The organism is Brevundimonas sp. MYb52 (assembly GCF_002979535.1).
Lineage (GTDB): Bacteria > Pseudomonadota > Alphaproteobacteria > Caulobacterales > Caulobacteraceae > Brevundimonas.
The window spans coordinates 24,715-40,243 of the sequence record NZ_PCPB01000019.1 but is presented as its reverse complement, the minus strand read 5'-3'; the positions used below and the strand labels follow the sequence as shown (position 1 = coordinate 40,243).

18 protein-coding genes and 2 tRNA genes are annotated in these 15,529 nt (G+C 68.4%); 10 read left to right on the top strand and 10 right to left on the bottom strand.

All coding sequences use genetic code 11. From position 1 onward, the window contains the following. Together CQ039_RS15510 and CQ039_RS15505 are read right to left on the bottom strand one after the other, a co-directional pair. Nucleotides 1–1,684, bottom strand: a 1,684-nt coding sequence (locus tag CQ039_RS15510; RefSeq protein WP_233194711.1) for a M14 metallopeptidase family protein, incomplete at its 3' end; no start/stop codon positions are given. Nucleotides 1,685–1,864: 180 nt separating this feature from the next. Then, nucleotides 1,865–1,954: transfer RNA gene (locus tag CQ039_RS15505), tRNA-Ser, on the bottom strand. A 147-nt stretch (nucleotides 1,955–2,101) separates the two neighbouring features. Between CQ039_RS15505 and msrA the strand changes: the two genes are divergently transcribed. Both msrA and CQ039_RS15495 read left to right on the top strand, forming a co-directional pair. After that, entirely contained in the window at nucleotides 2,102–2,752 is a 651-nt protein-coding gene (gene msrA / locus CQ039_RS15500; RefSeq protein WP_105564646.1) for a peptide-methionine (S)-S-oxide reductase MsrA, read from the top strand. Then, nucleotides 2,752–3,093, top strand: coding sequence for an MmcQ/YjbR family DNA-binding protein (locus CQ039_RS15495; protein WP_105564645.1), 342 nt, complete (start codon nucleotides 2,752–2,754; stop codon nucleotides 3,091–3,093). The genes msrA and CQ039_RS15495 overlap by 1 nt, the downstream gene beginning before the upstream one ends. A 73-nt stretch (nucleotides 3,094–3,166) precedes the next feature. Here CQ039_RS15495 and CQ039_RS15490 read toward each other — a convergent pair whose 3' ends face one another. The 8 genes from CQ039_RS15490 to flgF form a co-directional block, all read right to left on the bottom strand. Continuing rightward, on the bottom strand, nucleotides 3,167–4,975 hold the full coding sequence (locus tag CQ039_RS15490) for a DUF885 family protein (protein ID WP_233190317.1): 1,809 nt from the start codon (nucleotides 4,973–4,975) through the stop codon (nucleotides 3,167–3,169). A gap of 69 nt (nucleotides 4,976–5,044) precedes the next feature. Next, entirely contained in the window at nucleotides 5,045–5,545 is a 501-nt protein-coding gene (locus CQ039_RS15485; RefSeq protein WP_105564644.1) for a hypothetical protein, read from the bottom strand. Between the two features lie 8 nt (nucleotides 5,546–5,553). Next, on the bottom strand, nucleotides 5,554–5,997 hold the full coding sequence (locus tag CQ039_RS15480) for a hypothetical protein (RefSeq protein ID WP_105564643.1): 444 nt from the start codon (nucleotides 5,995–5,997) through the stop codon (nucleotides 5,554–5,556). A 37-nt stretch (nucleotides 5,998–6,034) separates the two neighbouring features. Continuing rightward, a complete protein-coding gene (locus tag CQ039_RS15475; RefSeq protein WP_105564642.1) occupies nucleotides 6,035–6,502 on the bottom strand; it encodes a hypothetical protein in 468 nt (155 codons plus the stop codon). A 122-nt stretch (nucleotides 6,503–6,624) separates the two neighbouring features. Next, complete coding sequence (gene flgH, locus CQ039_RS15470) at nucleotides 6,625–7,347, bottom strand: flagellar basal body L-ring protein FlgH (protein WP_105564641.1); 723 nt, start codon at nucleotides 7,345–7,347, stop codon at nucleotides 6,625–6,627. Nucleotides 7,348–7,358: 11 nt separating this feature from the next. Beyond that, nucleotides 7,359–8,132: a flagellar basal body P-ring formation chaperone FlgA gene (gene flgA / locus CQ039_RS15465; protein ID WP_105564640.1), complete on the bottom strand. Its 774-nt coding sequence runs from the start codon at nucleotides 8,130–8,132 to the stop codon at nucleotides 7,359–7,361. Between the two features lie 15 nt (nucleotides 8,133–8,147). After that, nucleotides 8,148–8,936 (bottom strand): flagellar basal-body rod protein FlgG, encoded by a 789-nt coding sequence (gene flgG, locus CQ039_RS15460; protein WP_105564639.1) that lies wholly within the window; start codon nucleotides 8,934–8,936, stop codon nucleotides 8,148–8,150. A gap of 17 nt (nucleotides 8,937–8,953) precedes the next feature. Beyond that, nucleotides 8,954–9,691 carry a flagellar basal-body rod protein FlgF gene (gene flgF, locus CQ039_RS15455; RefSeq protein ID WP_105564638.1) on the bottom strand — a complete coding sequence of 246 codons (738 nt, stop codon included), beginning with the start codon at nucleotides 9,689–9,691 and terminating at the stop codon, nucleotides 8,954–8,956. Between the two features lie 179 nt (nucleotides 9,692–9,870). Between flgF and CQ039_RS15450 the strand changes: the two genes are divergently transcribed. From CQ039_RS15450 to CQ039_RS15415, 8 genes are all read left to right on the top strand, one after another. After that, nucleotides 9,871–10,521 carry a flagellar basal body-associated FliL family protein gene (locus CQ039_RS15450; RefSeq protein ID WP_105564637.1) on the top strand — a complete coding sequence of 217 codons (651 nt, stop codon included), beginning with the start codon at nucleotides 9,871–9,873 and terminating at the stop codon, nucleotides 10,519–10,521. Between the two features lie 2 nt (nucleotides 10,522–10,523). Continuing rightward, complete coding sequence (gene fliM / locus CQ039_RS15445) at nucleotides 10,524–11,594, top strand: flagellar motor switch protein FliM (RefSeq protein WP_105564636.1); 1,071 nt, start codon at nucleotides 10,524–10,526, stop codon at nucleotides 11,592–11,594. A gap of 1 nt (nucleotide 11,595) precedes the next feature. Continuing rightward, nucleotides 11,596–12,180 (top strand): DUF6468 domain-containing protein, encoded by a 585-nt coding sequence (locus CQ039_RS15440; protein WP_105564635.1) that lies wholly within the window; start codon nucleotides 11,596–11,598, stop codon nucleotides 12,178–12,180. Between the two features lie 80 nt (nucleotides 12,181–12,260). Beyond that, entirely contained in the window at nucleotides 12,261–13,211 is a 951-nt protein-coding gene (locus CQ039_RS15435; protein ID WP_105564634.1) for a MotE family protein, read from the top strand. Nucleotides 13,212–13,295: 84 nt separating this feature from the next. Beyond that, the gene (locus CQ039_RS15430; protein ID WP_105564633.1) at nucleotides 13,296–13,535 is read left to right on the top strand and encodes a DUF3297 family protein; all 240 of its coding nucleotides are present in this window, start codon (nucleotides 13,296–13,298) and stop codon (nucleotides 13,533–13,535) included. 82 nt (nucleotides 13,536–13,617) lie between these two features. Beyond that, nucleotides 13,618–15,054 carry a M28 family peptidase gene (locus CQ039_RS15425; RefSeq protein WP_233190316.1) on the top strand — a complete coding sequence of 479 codons (1,437 nt, stop codon included), beginning with the start codon at nucleotides 13,618–13,620 and terminating at the stop codon, nucleotides 15,052–15,054. A gap of 12 nt (nucleotides 15,055–15,066) precedes the next feature. Next, nucleotides 15,067–15,151, top strand: a tRNA-Leu gene (locus CQ039_RS15420). A 28-nt stretch (nucleotides 15,152–15,179) separates the two neighbouring features. Further along, entirely contained in the window at nucleotides 15,180–15,488 is a 309-nt protein-coding gene (locus CQ039_RS15415) for a hypothetical protein (protein ID WP_105564632.1), read from the top strand. Nucleotides 15,489–15,529: the final 41 nt, after the last annotated feature.

Sequence of the window (15,529 nt, the reverse complement as noted above, 5' to 3'; positions counted from 1 at the left end):
TCGCGTCATAGAGCAGGGCGGGCGGGCCGCCCGGATACTGCAGGTCGTGCGGGTGGTCCTGCGGCTCGAACATGTCCAGCACGTGCGGGCGATAGGCCTGGGCCGTCTTCACCACATAGGAGCCGGCGGGATAGGTCGTGCCGCCCACGGTGAAGGCGCGAGTGGCGCGGTCCACATCCACGCCCGTCTTGATCAGGCTGTTCAGGAAGGCGACGGCGTTGGGCAGGTCGGCCTGATCCGCCGGGATGACATAGCCACGCGGGTCGCGACGGGCCGGATCGCGCAGCACCTGCTCATAGAGGGCCGGATCGACGCCGCGACGGCCGGTGGCGTTTTCGCCCGCCGCCTCGACCAGAGCCTCGACACCGGTCGGCGTGATGCGCCAGGTGTCGGTATTGCCCTTGTCGATGGCGTTCTGGCCCATGCGCCAGATGTTGAATAGCAGCCGGTCCTTGTTGCGCGAGGCGTAGTTCAGCACGGCGCGGTTGATCGACTGCGAGTATTCGATCGACTGGGCGAAATGCCAGGTCTGGGGCGCGACCGGCATCGGCAGGTCGTTGCGGGCCAGCTGGTTCTGCGGGATCAGGCTGATCTGGCTCGGCGTCGGGTGGCCGGTGATCTCGGTCAGCAGGCCGACGGCGTTGTGGAAGTAGGTGATGGAGCGTTCCATCCCGTTGTTCCAGGTCGAGTAGTTGGCGCCGCTGCGCATGGTCGAGCCGGGCTTGCCCTCTTCGATCAGGCGGCTGTGCATGGCCGCGCCGACTTCGGACAGCGTGCCCATGACCAGGGGGTCGTAGTTGTAGTTAAACGGGTCGCGGAAGGGCGGCATGAAGACCACTGTCCCGGCGGGCGCCGTCTGGTGGTGGTTGTAGATGATCTGCGGGAACCACTCGCGGAAGAACTGGCGGTTGACGTTGGTCGTCTCGGCCATGGCCGACAGATAGTAGTCGCGGTTGTTATCGTGGCCGACGTACTTTTGGTACAGCACCGGGATCGAGGCGAACTCGCGCTTCAGCGGGTCCGCGTTGCGCATGTACCAGTTGGAGACCAGCTCCATCCCGTCCGGGTTCAGCGGCGCGAACAGGATGATGGTGTCGTTCAGAACGCGCAGGGCCTCGGGGTCTTCCGCCGTCAGCCATTCATGCACGGCGGCGATCAGGGCCTGGGGCGGGACGGTCTCGGTCGCGTGCAGGCCGCCGTCGATCCAGACCACGGCCTTGCCCTCGACGGACATGGCGCGGGCCTGTTCCTCGGTCACGCCCTCGGCCTTGGCCAGACGACGCGCGATCTCCTGATAGCGGTCCAGATGGGCCAGGTTCTCCGGCGTCGAGACGATGGCGATATACTGGGTGCGGCCTTCGGAGGACTTGCCGATCTCGACCAGCTTCATCCGGTCGGACTGGCCGGCCAGGGTCTTCAGATAGGCTTCCCACTGGCTGTAGTTGATCAGGTGGTAGTCGGCGCCGACTACATGCCCGAAGGCTTCCTGCGGCGAGGTGATGCGCGAGGTTGTGGCCGTCGCCGAGACCGCCGCCGGCTGTTCCGCCAGCGCCGCCTCATAGGCCAGGGCGCTGGTGCTGGTCAGGGCCAGGGCGGCGAAACCCAGGGTCCAGGCCAGGGCGCGCCGATGGCGGTGACGCGCGGCTTGGCGTCCAGGCGCGGCGGACGAGGTCGATCTGATCATGGCGTTCCTGTCATAAGCGGCGGCTTCAACCCCGATACATGCCCGGCGGCCGCCTTGATTCCCCACGATGCCTCGCTCCGCAGCGAAGTCCATGGTCAGGACGCAAATGCAGGGGAACCCCGCCTCGGCTTAAGCGCGAGAATGTCGGGTGATTTCAGTGAATGCCAAGGGTTTGGCGCGTGGCGGACAGAGAGGGATTCGAACCCTCGGTACGCTTTCACGTACACACGCTTTCCAAGCGTGCGCGATCGACCACTCCGCCACCTGTCCGTTTCCACGACGTCGCCGTGTAGCCGCCGGACGGTCGATCCAGCGGAGCGAGGCTGATAGAACAGCACGACCCCCTCGGCAAGCGCTGTCTGAGGCCCCATATGGGGGGAAGTCGATTTTGCCGCTGATTTCTGCGAGATTTTTCAGATGCTGTTCCAAAAGACCGCCGAACTGCCGACCCTTGAGACGGCCTTGCCGGGGCGCGAGACGCCGCTGGCGACGGATGCGACTCATTTTGTGCTGGGCCACGCGCTGAAGGGGCCGCACCCGGAGGGGTTCGAGACGGCGATTTTCGCCATGGGCTGTTTCTGGGGCGTGGAGCGGGTGTTCTGGCGCCTGCCCGGCGTCTGGGTGACCTCGGCGGGCTATGCGGGCGGGATCACGCCAAACCCGACCTATGAAGAAGTCTGTTCGGGCCGGACCGGCCACACCGAGGTGGTGCAGGTGGTGTTTGATCCCAAGGTCATTTCCTATGGCGATCTGCTGAAGGCCTTCTGGGAGAACCACGATCCGACCCAGGGCATGCGTCAGGGCAATGACCAGGGCACGCAGTATCGCTCGGCCATCTATACGCTGAACGACGCGCAGCAGGCGGAGGCCGAGGCCTCGCGCGACGCCTATCAGGCGGCGCTGACGGCGGCGGGGCGCGGGACGATCACGACCGAGATCGAACCAGCCGGCCCCTATTATTTCGCCGAGGACTATCACCAGGGCTATCTGGCCAAGAACCCGGCCGGATACTGCGGCATCGGCGGGACCGGGGTGGTCTGCCCGATCGGCATCGGTATCGACGCCTGATGGACCGGGAGGGGGTCGGCAAGGTTTGTCTGGCGTTGCCGGGGGCGACGCTGGAGCATCCGTTCGGCGACGACCACGACGCCTATAAGGTCGGCGGCAAGATGTTCGTCATGGTCGGGGCCAGCGGCGGGGTGTCGTTCAAGGTCTCGGACATCGCCTATGAGGTGCTGACCGAGAGCGGCCATGCGCGACCGGCGCCCTATATGGCGCGCGCCAAGTGGGTGAACCTGCCGCAGATCGACGACTGGGCGGACGAGGAGCTAGCCGATCATATCCGGTTGGCCCACGCCATCATCGTCGGCAAGCTGACGAAGAAGGCGCGGGCGGAACTCGGGTTGTAGGGAGCGAAACGGCAGAGGGCGGCGTCGCCCCCTCCACCGCTACGCGGCCCCCCTCCCCACAAGTGGGAGCGCCTTACTTCGCCTTCTGCTCGGCGATCCAGCGGTCCATGCGGGCGTCGAGCAGGTCCAGCGGCAGGGGGCCGTCGACTAGCAGGGCGTCGTGGAAGGTGCGGACGTCGAAGCGGTTGCCCAGCTCGCGCTCGGCCTTCTGACGGATCTGACGCAGGCGGATTTCGCCGATCTTGTAGGCCGTGGCCTGACCGGGCCAGCCGATATAGCGCTGAAGCTCGGTTTCGATGTTGTGCGGGGCCAGGGCTGAGTTGTCGCGGAAGCAGGCGCGGGCCTGTTCCGTGGTCCAACCCAGCCAGTGCAGGCCGGTGTCGGCCACCAGGCGGCAAGCGCGCCACATCTCATAGCTGAGGCGGCCGAAGCGCTCATAGGGGGTGCGATAGATGCCCATTTCCTCGCCGAGGAACTCGGAATAGAGGCCCCAGCCCTCGATGAAGGCGGTCACGTCGGCGCCGCGCCGGTAGTAGGGCTGATCCGCGGCTTCCTGTTGCAGGGCGATCTGCAGGTGGTGGCCGGGGACGGCCTCGTGGACGGTCAGCGCGGGCAGTTCATAGAGAGGACGCTGGTCCAGTTTCGACGTGTTGACGATATAGCCGCCGGCCACGCCGTTCTGCATCGAGCCGGCGTTGTAGCGGCCGGTGGTGTAGGTCTCTTCGATCTCGCGCGGGACAGGGCGGACGCCATAGGGCAGGCGGGGCAGGGTCCCGAACAGGGCGGGCAGGCCGTCGTCGGCGCGCTTGGCGATTTCCGACGCCTTCTCCAGCAATTGCTCGCGGCTGGTCGCATAGAACTGCGGATCGGTACGCAGGAAGTGGAGGAAGCCGGCGAAGTCGCCGGTCCAGCCGGCGGCGCGCATTTCGTCCTGCATCCGGGCGCGGATGCGGGCGACCTCGTCCTGACCGATCTGATGCACCTGATCCGGGGTGAGGTCGGTGGTCGTGTCGCTGCGCACCAGGAAGGCATAGAGATCCTTGCCGCCGGGGCGGTGAACCATGCCGGGTTCGGTCGGCGCCTTGGGCAGGTAGTCGTCGCGCAGCATGGCCAGCCAGGCCTGGCGGCGGGCGGTGATGGGGCCGTCGATCAGCGCCTGGGCGCGGGCGCGCAGGGCCGCCTGATCTGCCGCCGGGATATTGCCGGGCAGGGCGGCGAAGGGCTTCATCAGGATGTCGCCATCGGGATTGACGGCGACATCGCGCTGGGCCTGACCCAGGGCGCTTTCGACCACGGAGCGGGCTTGAACCAGTCCCGTCGACAGTCCGCGTCGGGCGTTGGCGACGCCGGCGTCGTAATAGGCGGGGGCGGCTTCCAGTCGCGCCAGCCAGGCGTCGGCGTCGGCGCGGCTGGCGATGCGGGTCGAACTGGCGAGGTAGGACAGGGTCTGGCCGGGACCGCCTTCGGAATCGAAGGCCAGGCGCGACGGGTCCAGGGCGATCCGTTCCATCTCGCGATTGATCAGATACCGGCTGAAGGCGTGGTTCAGGCGGCCGTCGGCGTCGAGCGCGGCGGCGTCGATGGCGTCCAGCCGATCGATGAGGGTCTTGAGCGGGGCCTGCCGCGCCAGATCGCCGGCGCGGCTGTGGTCGGGTAGGCGCGACAGGGCGTCGCGGTCGCCGTCCATGCCGGAACTGATCGGATCGATCCGGCGCAGATAGGCTTCGTAGTCGGCCAGGACGCCGGCCAGAGCGGCGGCGGGCGTGGTCGCGGCGGCGGCGGGGCGCGTCTGGGCGCTCTCAGCCAGGGCGGGCGTCGCCGTCATGAAGGCCGCCAGGGCCGCCCCGATCAGAAGCCGACCCGTCAGAAATTGCTTGTCCATACTGTCCTCCCTCAAGCGGAAGGGAGGAGACAGGCGCGCGCGCCGACGGTCAAGCTGTGTCGGCGGCTCTCAGCCGCAGAGGGCGAAGAAGCGGTTGATCTGCTGGTCCGAGCCGTCCTGGGCCACCAGGGGCGTGCGGTAGTCAGGACCATAGGTCGCCAGCCAGCCCAGCTTGCGGAAGCGAAGGAAGACCGGGTCCGAAGCACGAGCCTCGGCGGTCAGATCCAGGCCGTCGTGCAGGGCCGAGGGCTCGGCCTTGGCGGGATAGGTCTCAGTGTCGCCGCCGGATTCCAGGGCGATGGCGCGCGGATGGCCCTCGGCGACGGCCTGCAGGATCTGCAGGGCGCCCGATCCGGGGCGACACGACAGGTCCAGCGGCACGTCGTCGGTCTCGGCCATGCCGTAGGACAGACTGGCTTCGTCGGCGTCGGCGTTCAGGTGCCAGTCGTAGCCGGCGACAGGCAGGGGGGCGCCGCTGGAGGCGCCGGCCAGTTCGGTCCTCAGCGTAGGGGCGCAGGCCGATAGGGCGAGCGCCGCAAGCGCAGGGGCGGTCCAGACAATCAGGCGCATGGAAATCCTCAGCCGGTGCAGAGTTCGGCGAACCGGCGCAGCTTGGACAGATTCGCTCGATCGATCTCTATCGGCGAAGACTGTTCGCCGACCGTGATGTCGAGCTTTCCATTGGCCTGGAAGGCGGTGAAGACGGGATGGTCGGCGCGCAGCATGGTCTGAAGCTGGCCGCGCCGGGGGCTGGTCTCGGCGTTGGCGGTGGCGGCGCCGGAGGCGATGACGGCGATGCCCTCGGCGGGGGCGGCGTCGTAAAGGGTCAGGCGCACGATGCTGGAGCCGGGCGCGCATTCCAAGGTGGCGCGCAGGCGCGGCGTGTCAGGGATCTCGTTGGCCAGGACCAGAGGCCCGTTGTCGGCGTAGAGGGTCCAGGTCCAGGCCTCGACTGGCGCGGGGACGGTCTGAAACGTCAGGGCCAGGGCCATGGTCTGGGCGAGGCCAAGCAAGGTGGTCATGGTTCAGCCCCCGCTGATGGGTTTGGGGGGACTTTGATCAGGCGTGGCTGGAAGCGCAATAGCTGAGGAAGCCCTGGATCATGCGACGCTCGGCGCGGCTGGCCCGGATCTGCTGGGCGCCGGCCTCGCTGTCGACGGTCATGCGGCCGCCACGCGCCAGGCCGGTCAGGGCCGCGTCGGACAGGGGCAGACGGGCCTCGTAGGCTTCGCCGTCGGACAGGGGATCGATCGGCTGCGGGCCGGTTGAGGCGAGCGTCAAGGCCGGGCTCTGCGGTTGGGTGTCGCCATAGACGACGGCGGTGCGATCACCGGGCGAACAGGTCAGCATCAGGGCCACCTGATCGGAATCCGCCAGGCCGTAGGCCAGCTTGGCCATCGGGCCTTCGTGCAGAAGATGCCAGCCCGCAGCGCCTTCGCCGGGGAGGGCAGGGGCGGTGGTCATGGCCTGACCAGCCAGGACGGCCAGGCTGAGGGCGGCGGCGGCGGGAAGCAGGGACTTCAACATTACAAATCACTCGCGTTCGACAGAGCAAACGCGGGTCGCTTGTTAACGGTTCACCGCTCCGCTTGAACGAATGCGACTCCTTGAGGGCGAGTCACCGCAAAACCACGCTGGTCGAACGCGGGTCAGAAGGGACTGAAGCGCTCCACCAGGGACTGGGCCGCGGGGGTGGCCTGCATCCGGCTGATGTCGCCGCGACCGCCGTAGCTGATGCGGGCCTCGGCGATCTGGGTGTGGGCGATGGTGTTGGCCGAGGAGATGTCCTCGGGGCGCACGATGCCGGCGACGGTCAGTTCGCGGACCTCGCGGTTGGTGCGCACTTCTTGCCGACCCTGGATGACCATGTTGCCATTGGGCATGACGGCGGTGACGACGGCGGCGACGGTCAGGCTGACGCGCTCCGAGCGGTTGACGCTGCCCGATCCGGCCGAGTTGGCCTCGCCCTCGGTGCCGACCATCTTGGCCGGGTCGAAACCGCCGGGGAAGGCTCGGCCCAGGCTGTTTTCCAGACCGAAGAAGTTGGTGACGCCGCCCGAAGCGCTGTTGGTGCGGGCGCGCTGGGTCGAATTCTGGGTCTGGGCGCGATCGTTGATGTCGATGTTGACCGTCAGGATGTCGCCGACGCGGCGGGCGCGCTGGTCGCCGAAGAAGCTACGCGCGCCGGTGCGCCACAGGCTGTTGGCAGAGGCGGGCGTGGGCGGGGGCAGGTAGGCCTGCTCAACCGGAGCCAGTGCGGCCGGATAGCCGATGGGGGCCAGTTCCGGCCCTTTCACCGTTTCGGTGATGGTGGAGCAGGCGCCCAGGCTGAGGGCGGAAGCGGCGGCGGCGAGGATCAGGACTTTGCGCATGACGGGATCTCTCAGCGAGCGGCGAACTGTTGCGGATTGGCGCGGGCCGTCTGGGCGGCGGGGCCAGCGACCGCCCGGCCCGGCGCCACGGCCACGGCGTCGATGGTGCGGCCCGACTGGACGTTGAGCACGGGGACGGCCTCGCCCGCCGAGGCGTTGCGGGTCGCCTTGCCGGTGACGGTCAGTTCAACGCCGCCGGCGATATAGGCGACCTCGACCATGTCGTTGCGGGCGATGACCTGGGGCGAGGCCAGGTCGCGGCTGGTCACGGGGGCGCCGGCGCGAAGGGCGCGCTTGGCCGACAGACCGACGACCTGATCGGCGTCCTGGGGACCGCCGGCCGGGGCCTGATGGGCCTGAATCGTGGACCAGACCACGTCGGACGGCTGGACGATGTCGCCGGCGGCCAGGCTGCGGGCGTAGGTCAGGACCTCGACCGTGGCGCCGGGGCGCGAGGCCACGGTGGCTGACGCAGGGCGGGCCGAGGCGTCCGCAGGCGCGGCGCCGCCCTCGCGCACGACGATGCGGCGCAGGCCCTGAGGGTTGGCCCAGTCGAGACCGGCGCGGCGAGCGGCGGCCTGAACCTGGCTGGCCTCGAAGACGGCGGTGGCGCCGGCGCGCTGGCCGACCACGACATTGGCGGCGACGCCCGCGTCGTCGAACAGGTCGCCCAGGGTGACGCGGCCGTCGTCATCGACGGGGTCGGACAGCAGATTGACCGGCCCGGCGAGGGCTGGCGCGGCGAAGGCGGCGAGGGCGGCGGCGAGGATCAGGGCGCGCTTCATGGCTCAGCTCTTTCCTTAGCTCTTCACCTGGGCCGAGACGGACAGCATCTCGTCGGCGGTGGTGATGACCTTGGAGTTCATCTCATAGGCGCGCTGGGCCACGATCAGGGCGGTGATTTCGCTGACCGCATCCACGTTCGAGGCCTCGGTGTAGCCCTGGATCAGGTGGCCGTAGCCGACCTCATTGGGGGCGCCGATGGTGGCCGCACCCGAGGCGGCGGTCTCCAGCAGCAGGTTGTCGCCGATGGCTTCGAGGCCCGCCTCGTTGAAGAAGGTCGCCAGCTCCAGTTGGCCGACGACCTGGGGCGCGGTCTGGCCCTGGGTCGTGACCTGGACCTGGCCCGACTTGGAGATGGAGACGTCGATGGCGTCCTGGGGGATGGTGATGGCCGGCTCGACCGCATAGCCGTCTTCGGTGACCAACTGGCCCTCGCCGTTGACGGCGAAGTTGCCGGCGCGGGTGTAGGCGATCTCGCCCGAAGGCATGGTGATCTGGAAGTAGCCCTTGCCGTCGATGGCGATGTCGTAGGGATTGCCGGTGCGGGTCGGGCTGCCCTGCTCGGTGATGCGATAGACGCTGCCGGCCTTCACGCCGGCGCCGATCTGGATGCCGGTCGGGACGACGGTGCCCTGGGCCGAGGACTGCGCGCCCATGCGTTCGACGTTCTGGTACAGCAGGTCCTGGAACTCGGCCCGCTGACGCTTGAAGCCGACCGTGTTCATGTTGGCGATGTTGTTGGAGATGACCTCGACGTTCAGCTGTTGGGCCAGCATGCCGGAGGTGGCGGTTCTGAGAGCGCGCATCGTTCAGGCTTTCCTTACTAGCCGACCCGGCCCAGCCGCTCGACCGAGCGGCGTGACAGGTCGTTGGCGTTTTCGATCATCTTGGTCACGCGCTCGTAGGCGCGGTTGATCTCGATCAGGTTGGTGATTTCCTGAAGCGTGTTGACGTTCGAGCCTTCCAGCATGCCCTGACGGATCTGCACGTCGGGGGCGTCAACGGGCTGGGCGTTGGAGGCGTTGCGATAGAGGCCGTCGCCGCTTTTTTGCAGCACGGCCAGGGCGTCGAAGCGGACGGCGTTCAGGCGGCCGACCGGCTGGCCTTCCTGGCTGATGGTGCCGTCGGGGCCGACGGTGACCGGGCCGCGCTCGGGGTCCAGGGTGATGGGGCCGCCGTCGCCCAGAACCGGCAGGCCCTGTTGGGTCATCAGCACGCCCTCGGCGTTGGTCGTGAAGGCGCCGTCGCGGGTATAGGCCTGGCCCGTCGCGGTCTGGACTGTGAAGAAGGCGCCTTCGCCCTCAATGCCGAAGTCCAGCGAACGGCCGGTCTGCTTCATCGAGCCCTGGCCGAAGTCGCGGCCCACGCCCTTGTCCAGCACGAAGCTGGCCGAGGGGCGGATGTTGTCGTTGCGGGCGCGCTGACCGACTTCGGCCCCGACCATCAGCTGTTCGACCTTGAACCCGGTGGTGTCGGCATTGGCGACGTTGTTCGCCACGATGTCGAGCTCGCGGCGAAGCGTCATCTGACGGGACAATCCGATGTAGGCGGCGTTTTCCACGAGTGCGGCTCCTTCGCCCAACTCGTCGCAACGACCGTGCCAACAGGGTTAATCCAGGCGCAGCGGGCGTTTGAGCCGATTTGACCCCTGCGGCGCCCGGCAGGATTTGCCGATCGTAAACGCCTCGTTAACCAAAATCGCCGCATCAGGAAGGCTGTGAGGATCGGGGCGACGTGCGGATGCTGAAGCTGAAGCTGGGCAAGAAGAAAGACGCGGCGCCGGCCGGCGACGACGCCAACCTGCCCGCCGTGTCGGACGGCGAGGGCGGCGAGGGCGCGCCCGCCAAGAAGAAGCTGCCCTTGCTGTTCATCATCATCCCGGCGGCCCTGGTGGTGCTGGGCGGAGGCGGGGCGGCGGCCTTCCTGCTGATGAAGCCCAAGCCAGCCGAGGCCGAGGCGGGCGAACACGGCGCCGAGAAGAAGGCCGACGATCACGGCAAGAAGGAAGAGAAGAAGGGCGGCGGTCACGGCGGCGGCGGCGGCGAGGCCGACCCGGCGGCGGGCAAGATCGCGGCGGGCCCTGACGGCGTGACCTTCTACACCCTGCCCGACATGATCGTGAACATTCAGTCTGCGGACGGTCGTCCCACCTATCTGAAGTTGAAGCTGACGCTGGAGATGAAGGACGCCGACCTGGCGACCCATCTGCAGGGCGAGACGCCGCGGATGCAGGATATGTTCCAGGGCTTTCTGCGCGAACTGCGGCCCGAGGACCTGGCCGGTTCGGCGGGTTCCTATCAGCTGCGCGCCGAGATCCTGCGCCGGGTCAACCTGATCGCCGCGCCGGGCAAGGTGGACGCCGTGCTGATCGAAGAAATGCTGGTGTCCTAGGCATGACCGACACCCTGGCCGCCGAGAACGAACTGGACCCCTTCGGCGGCGCCGACGACATGGGGGCCGACATGGGCGCGGCCCTGTCCGAGCGCGTGCTGAACCAGGACGAGATCGACAGCCTGCTGGGCTTCGACATGGGCGACGGCGACGACTCCGAACGGAGCGGCATCCGCGCCATCATCAACTCGGCCCTGGTGTCGTACGAGCGTCTGCCGATGCTCGAGATCGTCTTTGACCGCCTGGTGCGGTTGATGACGACGTCCCTGCGCAACTTTACCTCGGACAACGTCGAGGTCTCGCTCGACACCATCAGCTCGATCCGGTTCGGCGACTATCTGAACTCCATCCCCCTGCCGGCCATTCTGGCGGTGTTCCGGGCCGAGGAGCTGGACAACTACGGCCTGCTGACGGTCGACAGCAATCTGATCTATTCGATCGTCGACGTCCTGCTGGGCGGGCGTCGCGGCACGGCGGCCCTGCGCATCGAGGGACGGCCCTACACCACCATCGAACGGGTGCTGGTGCAGCGGATGGTCGAGGTCATCCTGAACGACGCGCGCGCCGCCTTTGAGCCGCTGACGCCGGTGCATTTCACCCTGGACCGGCTGGAGACCAATCCGCGCTTCGCCGCCATCGCGCGCCCGGCCAACGCCGCCATCCTGGTCAAGCTGCGCATCGACATGGAAGATCGCGGCGGGCGGGTCGAACTGCTGCTGCCCTATTCGACGCTGGAGCCCATTCGCAAGATGCTGCTGCAGCAGTTCATGGGCGAGAAGTTCGGCCGCGACAACATCTGGGAAGGCCACCTGGCCACCGAGCTGTGGACCACGGAAACCGAGGTCCGCTGCGTGCTGGACGAGCAGCAGATCCCGCTGTCCCAGGCGCTGAACTTCAAGGTCGGGGACACGCTGATGCTGAACGTCTCGCCGGATTCCGAGGTGTCGGTGCGGGCGGGCTCCATCCCACTGACGACCGGCAAGATGGGCCGCAAGGGCCAGCATATCGCCGTGCGGGTCGAAGGCCCGATCAACCCCGACATCGCCGCCAACCTGAGCCGAGGGAAACGCTGACATGACCGGCATCATTCTCGATTCCATCCTCATGCTGCTGCTGGTCGCGGCCATCGGCTACGGCATCAAGCTGGAGAAGAAGCTCAAGGCCCTGCGCGATGGCCAACTGGCCTTCGCCGGCGCGGTGAGCGAGCTGAACTCGGCCGCCGGTCGCGCCGAGCAGGCCCTGGCGACGCTGCGCGCCTCGGGCCATGAAACCGATCTGCTGCACGATCGCATCATCAAGGCGCGGGCGGTGAAGCAGGAGCTGGAGGTGCTGATCGCCCGCGCCCCCGCCGGTCTGCCGTCGCGCGCTCCCCAGGTCGAAACGCCGGTCGAGACGCCGCTGGAACTGAACGTCCCGGCTTCGCAGGTCGCGCCCTTGCTGGACGACGAGGCCCGCGCCCGCCGCATGGCCTCGCTGATGGAGCGCATCGAGGGCGCTCGCGCTGTGATGAAGGCGCCGGCCGCGCGCCCCGCCGCGCCGCCGGCCGCGCCCGCCGAAGCCTTCGCCCCGGTGCGTCAGGCCCTGGCCGCTAACCATGCTGCGCAACAGAGCCTAAACCGCGCCCGTCGTAGCCTGGACGAAGATCTTTTCGCTGCATGATTTTTAGGGCCCCTATGTTCGGCGCGCGGCGCCGAACGGCTTGAGGGGCAATAAGACGAACCGCTTTTCCGAGTTGACCGATGAGCAAGCTGCCCCGCCTTCTGCCCCTGATCGCCATCGCCATCGGCGGGGTCGTGGCCGTGCGCGCAGCGGGCGTGGCGCCGGAGCTGTTCCAGGGCGCGACCGCCTGGGCCCAGGAAGCTGTGACCGCCGAGACGCCGGGCGAGGGCGGGGGCGCCGCCGCCGCCAAGCCTGCGCCGGCTGTCTGCGCCCTGACGCCGGAGCAACTGGCCCAGCAGGCGGGGATTTCGCCGGCTGAACTGCGCATCATCCAGTCCCTGTCCAAGCGCCGCGACGCCCTGGACGCCCGCGACGCCGACTTCGCCACCACACTGCCGCTGATGGTCGCCGCCGAACAGAAGCTGGACGCCAAGCTGCAGGCGCTGGAAGCCCTCAAGGGCGAGATCGCGACCCTGGTCGGTCAGGTGGACGAGAAGGAAAAGGCCGAGACCGACCGTCTGGTTGCCGTCTATTCCGCCATGCGGCCCAAGGAGGCGGCGGCGGTGTTCAACACCCTGGACGACAGCGTGCGTCTGCCCGTCGCGGCGGCCATGCGGCCCCGGACCCTCGCCGCCGTCATGGCCCAGATGCCGCCCGCCGGTGCGCGTGAGTTGACCGAGAAACTGGCCAAGCGCTTCCAGTCGCAGCAGTTCGCCGCCCGCGCCGCCGCCGCGACGGCGGGTGCGACGCCTGCGACCCCGGCGGTCGTGCCGGCCGCTGCTCCGGCTGCGGCCCCGGCCCGCACGGCGGCCCCCGCGACGACGACTCCGGCGGCCGCGCCCGCAGCGCAGCCGGCGGCCCAGCCCGCGCGTCGCCCGACCCCGCGCCCCGCCGCCCAACGTCCCGCGCCGCGTCCGGCGGCCCGCCCCGCGACCCCGGCCGCCGCGCCGGCCGAGGCTGGCCCGCGCCCCTATGCGCCGCCCGCCGCAGACGCCGCGCCGCCCGCCGCTGCGCGCCAGTCGGTTCAGTAGCCGGCGCCTTGCGCACAAAGGCGCGGTTGGCATAGCGACCGCGCGCCGCTATTCAGCGCGCTTCGATTTTCGCGAGAGCCCTCCATGTCCGACGCCCTGCCTGACCGCCTTTCGGTCGATCCCGACAGCCCCTTCCACGACGCCGACCTGCTGGCGCGCGGCATCGGCATCCTGTTCAAGGGCGAGGAAAAGACCAACGTCGAGGAATACTGCGTCTCTGAAGGCTGGGTCCGTCTGGCCGTCGGCAACCGCGTCGACCGTCGCGGCAAGGCCCTGACCGTCAAGTTGCAAGGCCCGGTCGAGCCCTTCCTCAAGGGCGAGTGATTTTGGCGGGGACCTGAGGCTTTCGGTCACAGGTCCCACCCGCTAACGTGCCGCCTCTTTGAGTGAGTCTGGGAGGCGCTCCATGTCGTTCAACGCCCGTCTGATGGCCGCCAGCGCATTGGCGCTCGGCCTGATCGCCACGCCGGTTCTGGCCCAGGACGCTGCGACCATCCGCGCCGCCGAACAGGTGCGCGATACGGCGCTGCAGTCCAACATCGCCCTCGACTACGTCACCCAGATCACCACCCGCTTCGGCGCCCGCCCGGCGGGGTCGCGCTCTGAACAGGCCGCAGCCGACTGGGCCGCCGACTATATGCGCGCCCACGGCTTCCAGAACGTCCGCATCGAACAGTTCCCGCTGGTGGGCTGGGAGCGGGGCGAGGAGAGCGCTGAACTGCTGGGTGCCCGCCCGCAGAAGCTGGTCGCCGCCGCCCTGGGCCATTCCATCGCCACGCCCGCCAACGGCATTGAAGCCGACGTGGTCTTCTTCGACGGCCTGGACGCCCTGCTGGCCGCGCCGGTCGGCTCGCTGAACGGCAAGATCGCCGTGGTTGACGGTGGGCAGATGGTGCGGATGCAGGACGGCTCGGGCTATGGCTCGCTGTCGCGTATTCGCGGCGCCGGCCCGACCGAGGCCGCGAAGCGCGGCGCGGTCGCCTTCGTCATGCGCTCGGCCGGTTCGGACGAGCACCGGATGCCGCACACCGGCACCACCCGCTATGTCGAGGGCAAGGTGCCGCTGCCGTCGTTTGCGCTCAGCGCGCCGGACGCGGATCAGGTGGCGCGCCTGGTGAAGATGGGCGAGCCGGTGCGGCTGCGCCTGAAATCCACCGCCCACACCTATCAGACCCACAGTCAGAACGTGATCGGCGACATCGTCGGCGCGACGCGCCCTGACGAGATCATCGTCCTGGGCTCGCACATGGACAGCTGGGATCTGGGCACGGGCGCCATCGACGATGCGGCGGGCGGCGCCATCACCTTGGCTGCGGCCAAGCTGATCGCCGAGCAGGGCCGTCCGGGCCGCACCGTGCGCGTGGTCCTCTATGGATCGGAAGAGGTGGCACAGCCGACCGACACCGGCAACGGCGGCGGCGCCTACCTGCGCAACATCGGCGCGGCGGGCGTCGAGAAGCACGTCATCGCGGGCGAGAGCGACTTCGGCGCCGACCGCATCTACGCCCTGGGTCTGCCGCCCGGCGCGCAAGGGTCCGACTTCGCCAAGATCGCCGCCAGCGTGCTGCGACCGATCGGCGTCCTGCCGACGAATGAGCCGGAACTGCACGGCGGGGTGGACATCGGTCCTCTGGCGGGCGCCGGGGTGCCGGTCTTCGGTCTGGCGCAGGACGGCACGCGCTACTTCGACTTGCACCACACGGCCGACGACACCCTGGACAAGATCGACCCGGCGCAGATGACCCAGAACGTCGCGGCCTGGGCCGCCCTGGTGCGTCTGATCGCTGATTCCAACGTGGACTTCCGCGTCCTGCGTTCGGCGGCTACACAAGCTAGGCCGTAAAGGCCTGACAAGGCGAGCGTGGCGAAACTGGTAGACGCAGCAGACTTAAAATCTGCCGACTTCGGTCTTGCGGGTTCGACCCCCGCCGCTCGCACCAACTCTTGTTGCTTTGTGAGAGGGTGAAAATGCGCAAGTTCGGTCTGGTGTTCGCGCTTCTGGCGCTGGTTCCCTCGGTCGTCGACGCCCAGGCGCGTCGCCCTCGGGCTGATCTGCATGAGCGGGCCACGGAATGGGCGCCGGTCGCTCAGTCGATGACCGAACTGCTCGACGCGGGCTGGAAGATCATCGCCTACAACAACTATCAGACAGAGATGTTCGATCCGAACGAGAACGCCTTCTCGTTCATCCTGCAGAACGGGAACAAATACATCATCTGCATGCTCGACAACCCGTCCATCAACGACACCAACTCCAAGTGTCGAGCGCTGAACTAGCGGGCGGCGTCGGGTTGCAAGGATGAAGAGGCCTCCGCTCG

Coding starts and splice junctions, on each gene's coding strand:
- msrA (WP_105564646.1), top strand. CDS start 2,102: ATGCTGTTCCAAAAGACCGCCGAACTGCCGACCCTTGAGACGGCCTTG.
- CQ039_RS15495 (WP_105564645.1), top strand. CDS start 2,752: ATGGACCGGGAGGGGGTCGGCAAGGTTTGTCTGGCGTTGCCGGGGGCG.
- CQ039_RS15490 (WP_233190317.1), bottom strand. CDS start 4,975: ATGGACAAGCAATTTCTGACGGGTCGGCTTCTGATCGGGGCGGCCCTG.
- CQ039_RS15485 (WP_105564644.1), bottom strand. CDS start 5,545: ATGCGCCTGATTGTCTGGACCGCCCCTGCGCTTGCGGCGCTCGCCCTA.
- CQ039_RS15480 (WP_105564643.1), bottom strand. CDS start 5,997: ATGACCACCTTGCTTGGCCTCGCCCAGACCATGGCCCTGGCCCTGACG.
- CQ039_RS15475 (WP_105564642.1), bottom strand. CDS start 6,502: ATGTTGAAGTCCCTGCTTCCCGCCGCCGCCGCCCTCAGCCTGGCCGTC.
- flgH (WP_105564641.1), bottom strand. CDS start 7,347: ATGCGCAAAGTCCTGATCCTCGCCGCCGCCGCTTCCGCCCTCAGCCTG.
- flgA (WP_105564640.1), bottom strand. CDS start 8,132: ATGAAGCGCGCCCTGATCCTCGCCGCCGCCCTCGCCGCCTTCGCCGCG.
- flgG (WP_105564639.1), bottom strand. CDS start 8,936: ATGCGCGCTCTCAGAACCGCCACCTCCGGCATGCTGGCCCAACAGCTG.
- CQ039_RS15450 (WP_105564637.1), top strand. CDS start 9,871: ATGCTGAAGCTGAAGCTGGGCAAGAAGAAAGACGCGGCGCCGGCCGGC.
- fliM (WP_105564636.1), top strand. CDS start 10,524: ATGACCGACACCCTGGCCGCCGAGAACGAACTGGACCCCTTCGGCGGC.
- CQ039_RS15440 (WP_105564635.1), top strand. CDS start 11,596: ATGACCGGCATCATTCTCGATTCCATCCTCATGCTGCTGCTGGTCGCG.
- CQ039_RS15435 (WP_105564634.1), top strand. CDS start 12,261: ATGAGCAAGCTGCCCCGCCTTCTGCCCCTGATCGCCATCGCCATCGGC.
- CQ039_RS15430 (WP_105564633.1), top strand. CDS start 13,296: ATGTCCGACGCCCTGCCTGACCGCCTTTCGGTCGATCCCGACAGCCCC.
- CQ039_RS15425 (WP_233190316.1), top strand. CDS start 13,618: ATGTCGTTCAACGCCCGTCTGATGGCCGCCAGCGCATTGGCGCTCGGC.
- CQ039_RS15415 (WP_105564632.1), top strand. CDS start 15,180: ATGCGCAAGTTCGGTCTGGTGTTCGCGCTTCTGGCGCTGGTTCCCTCG.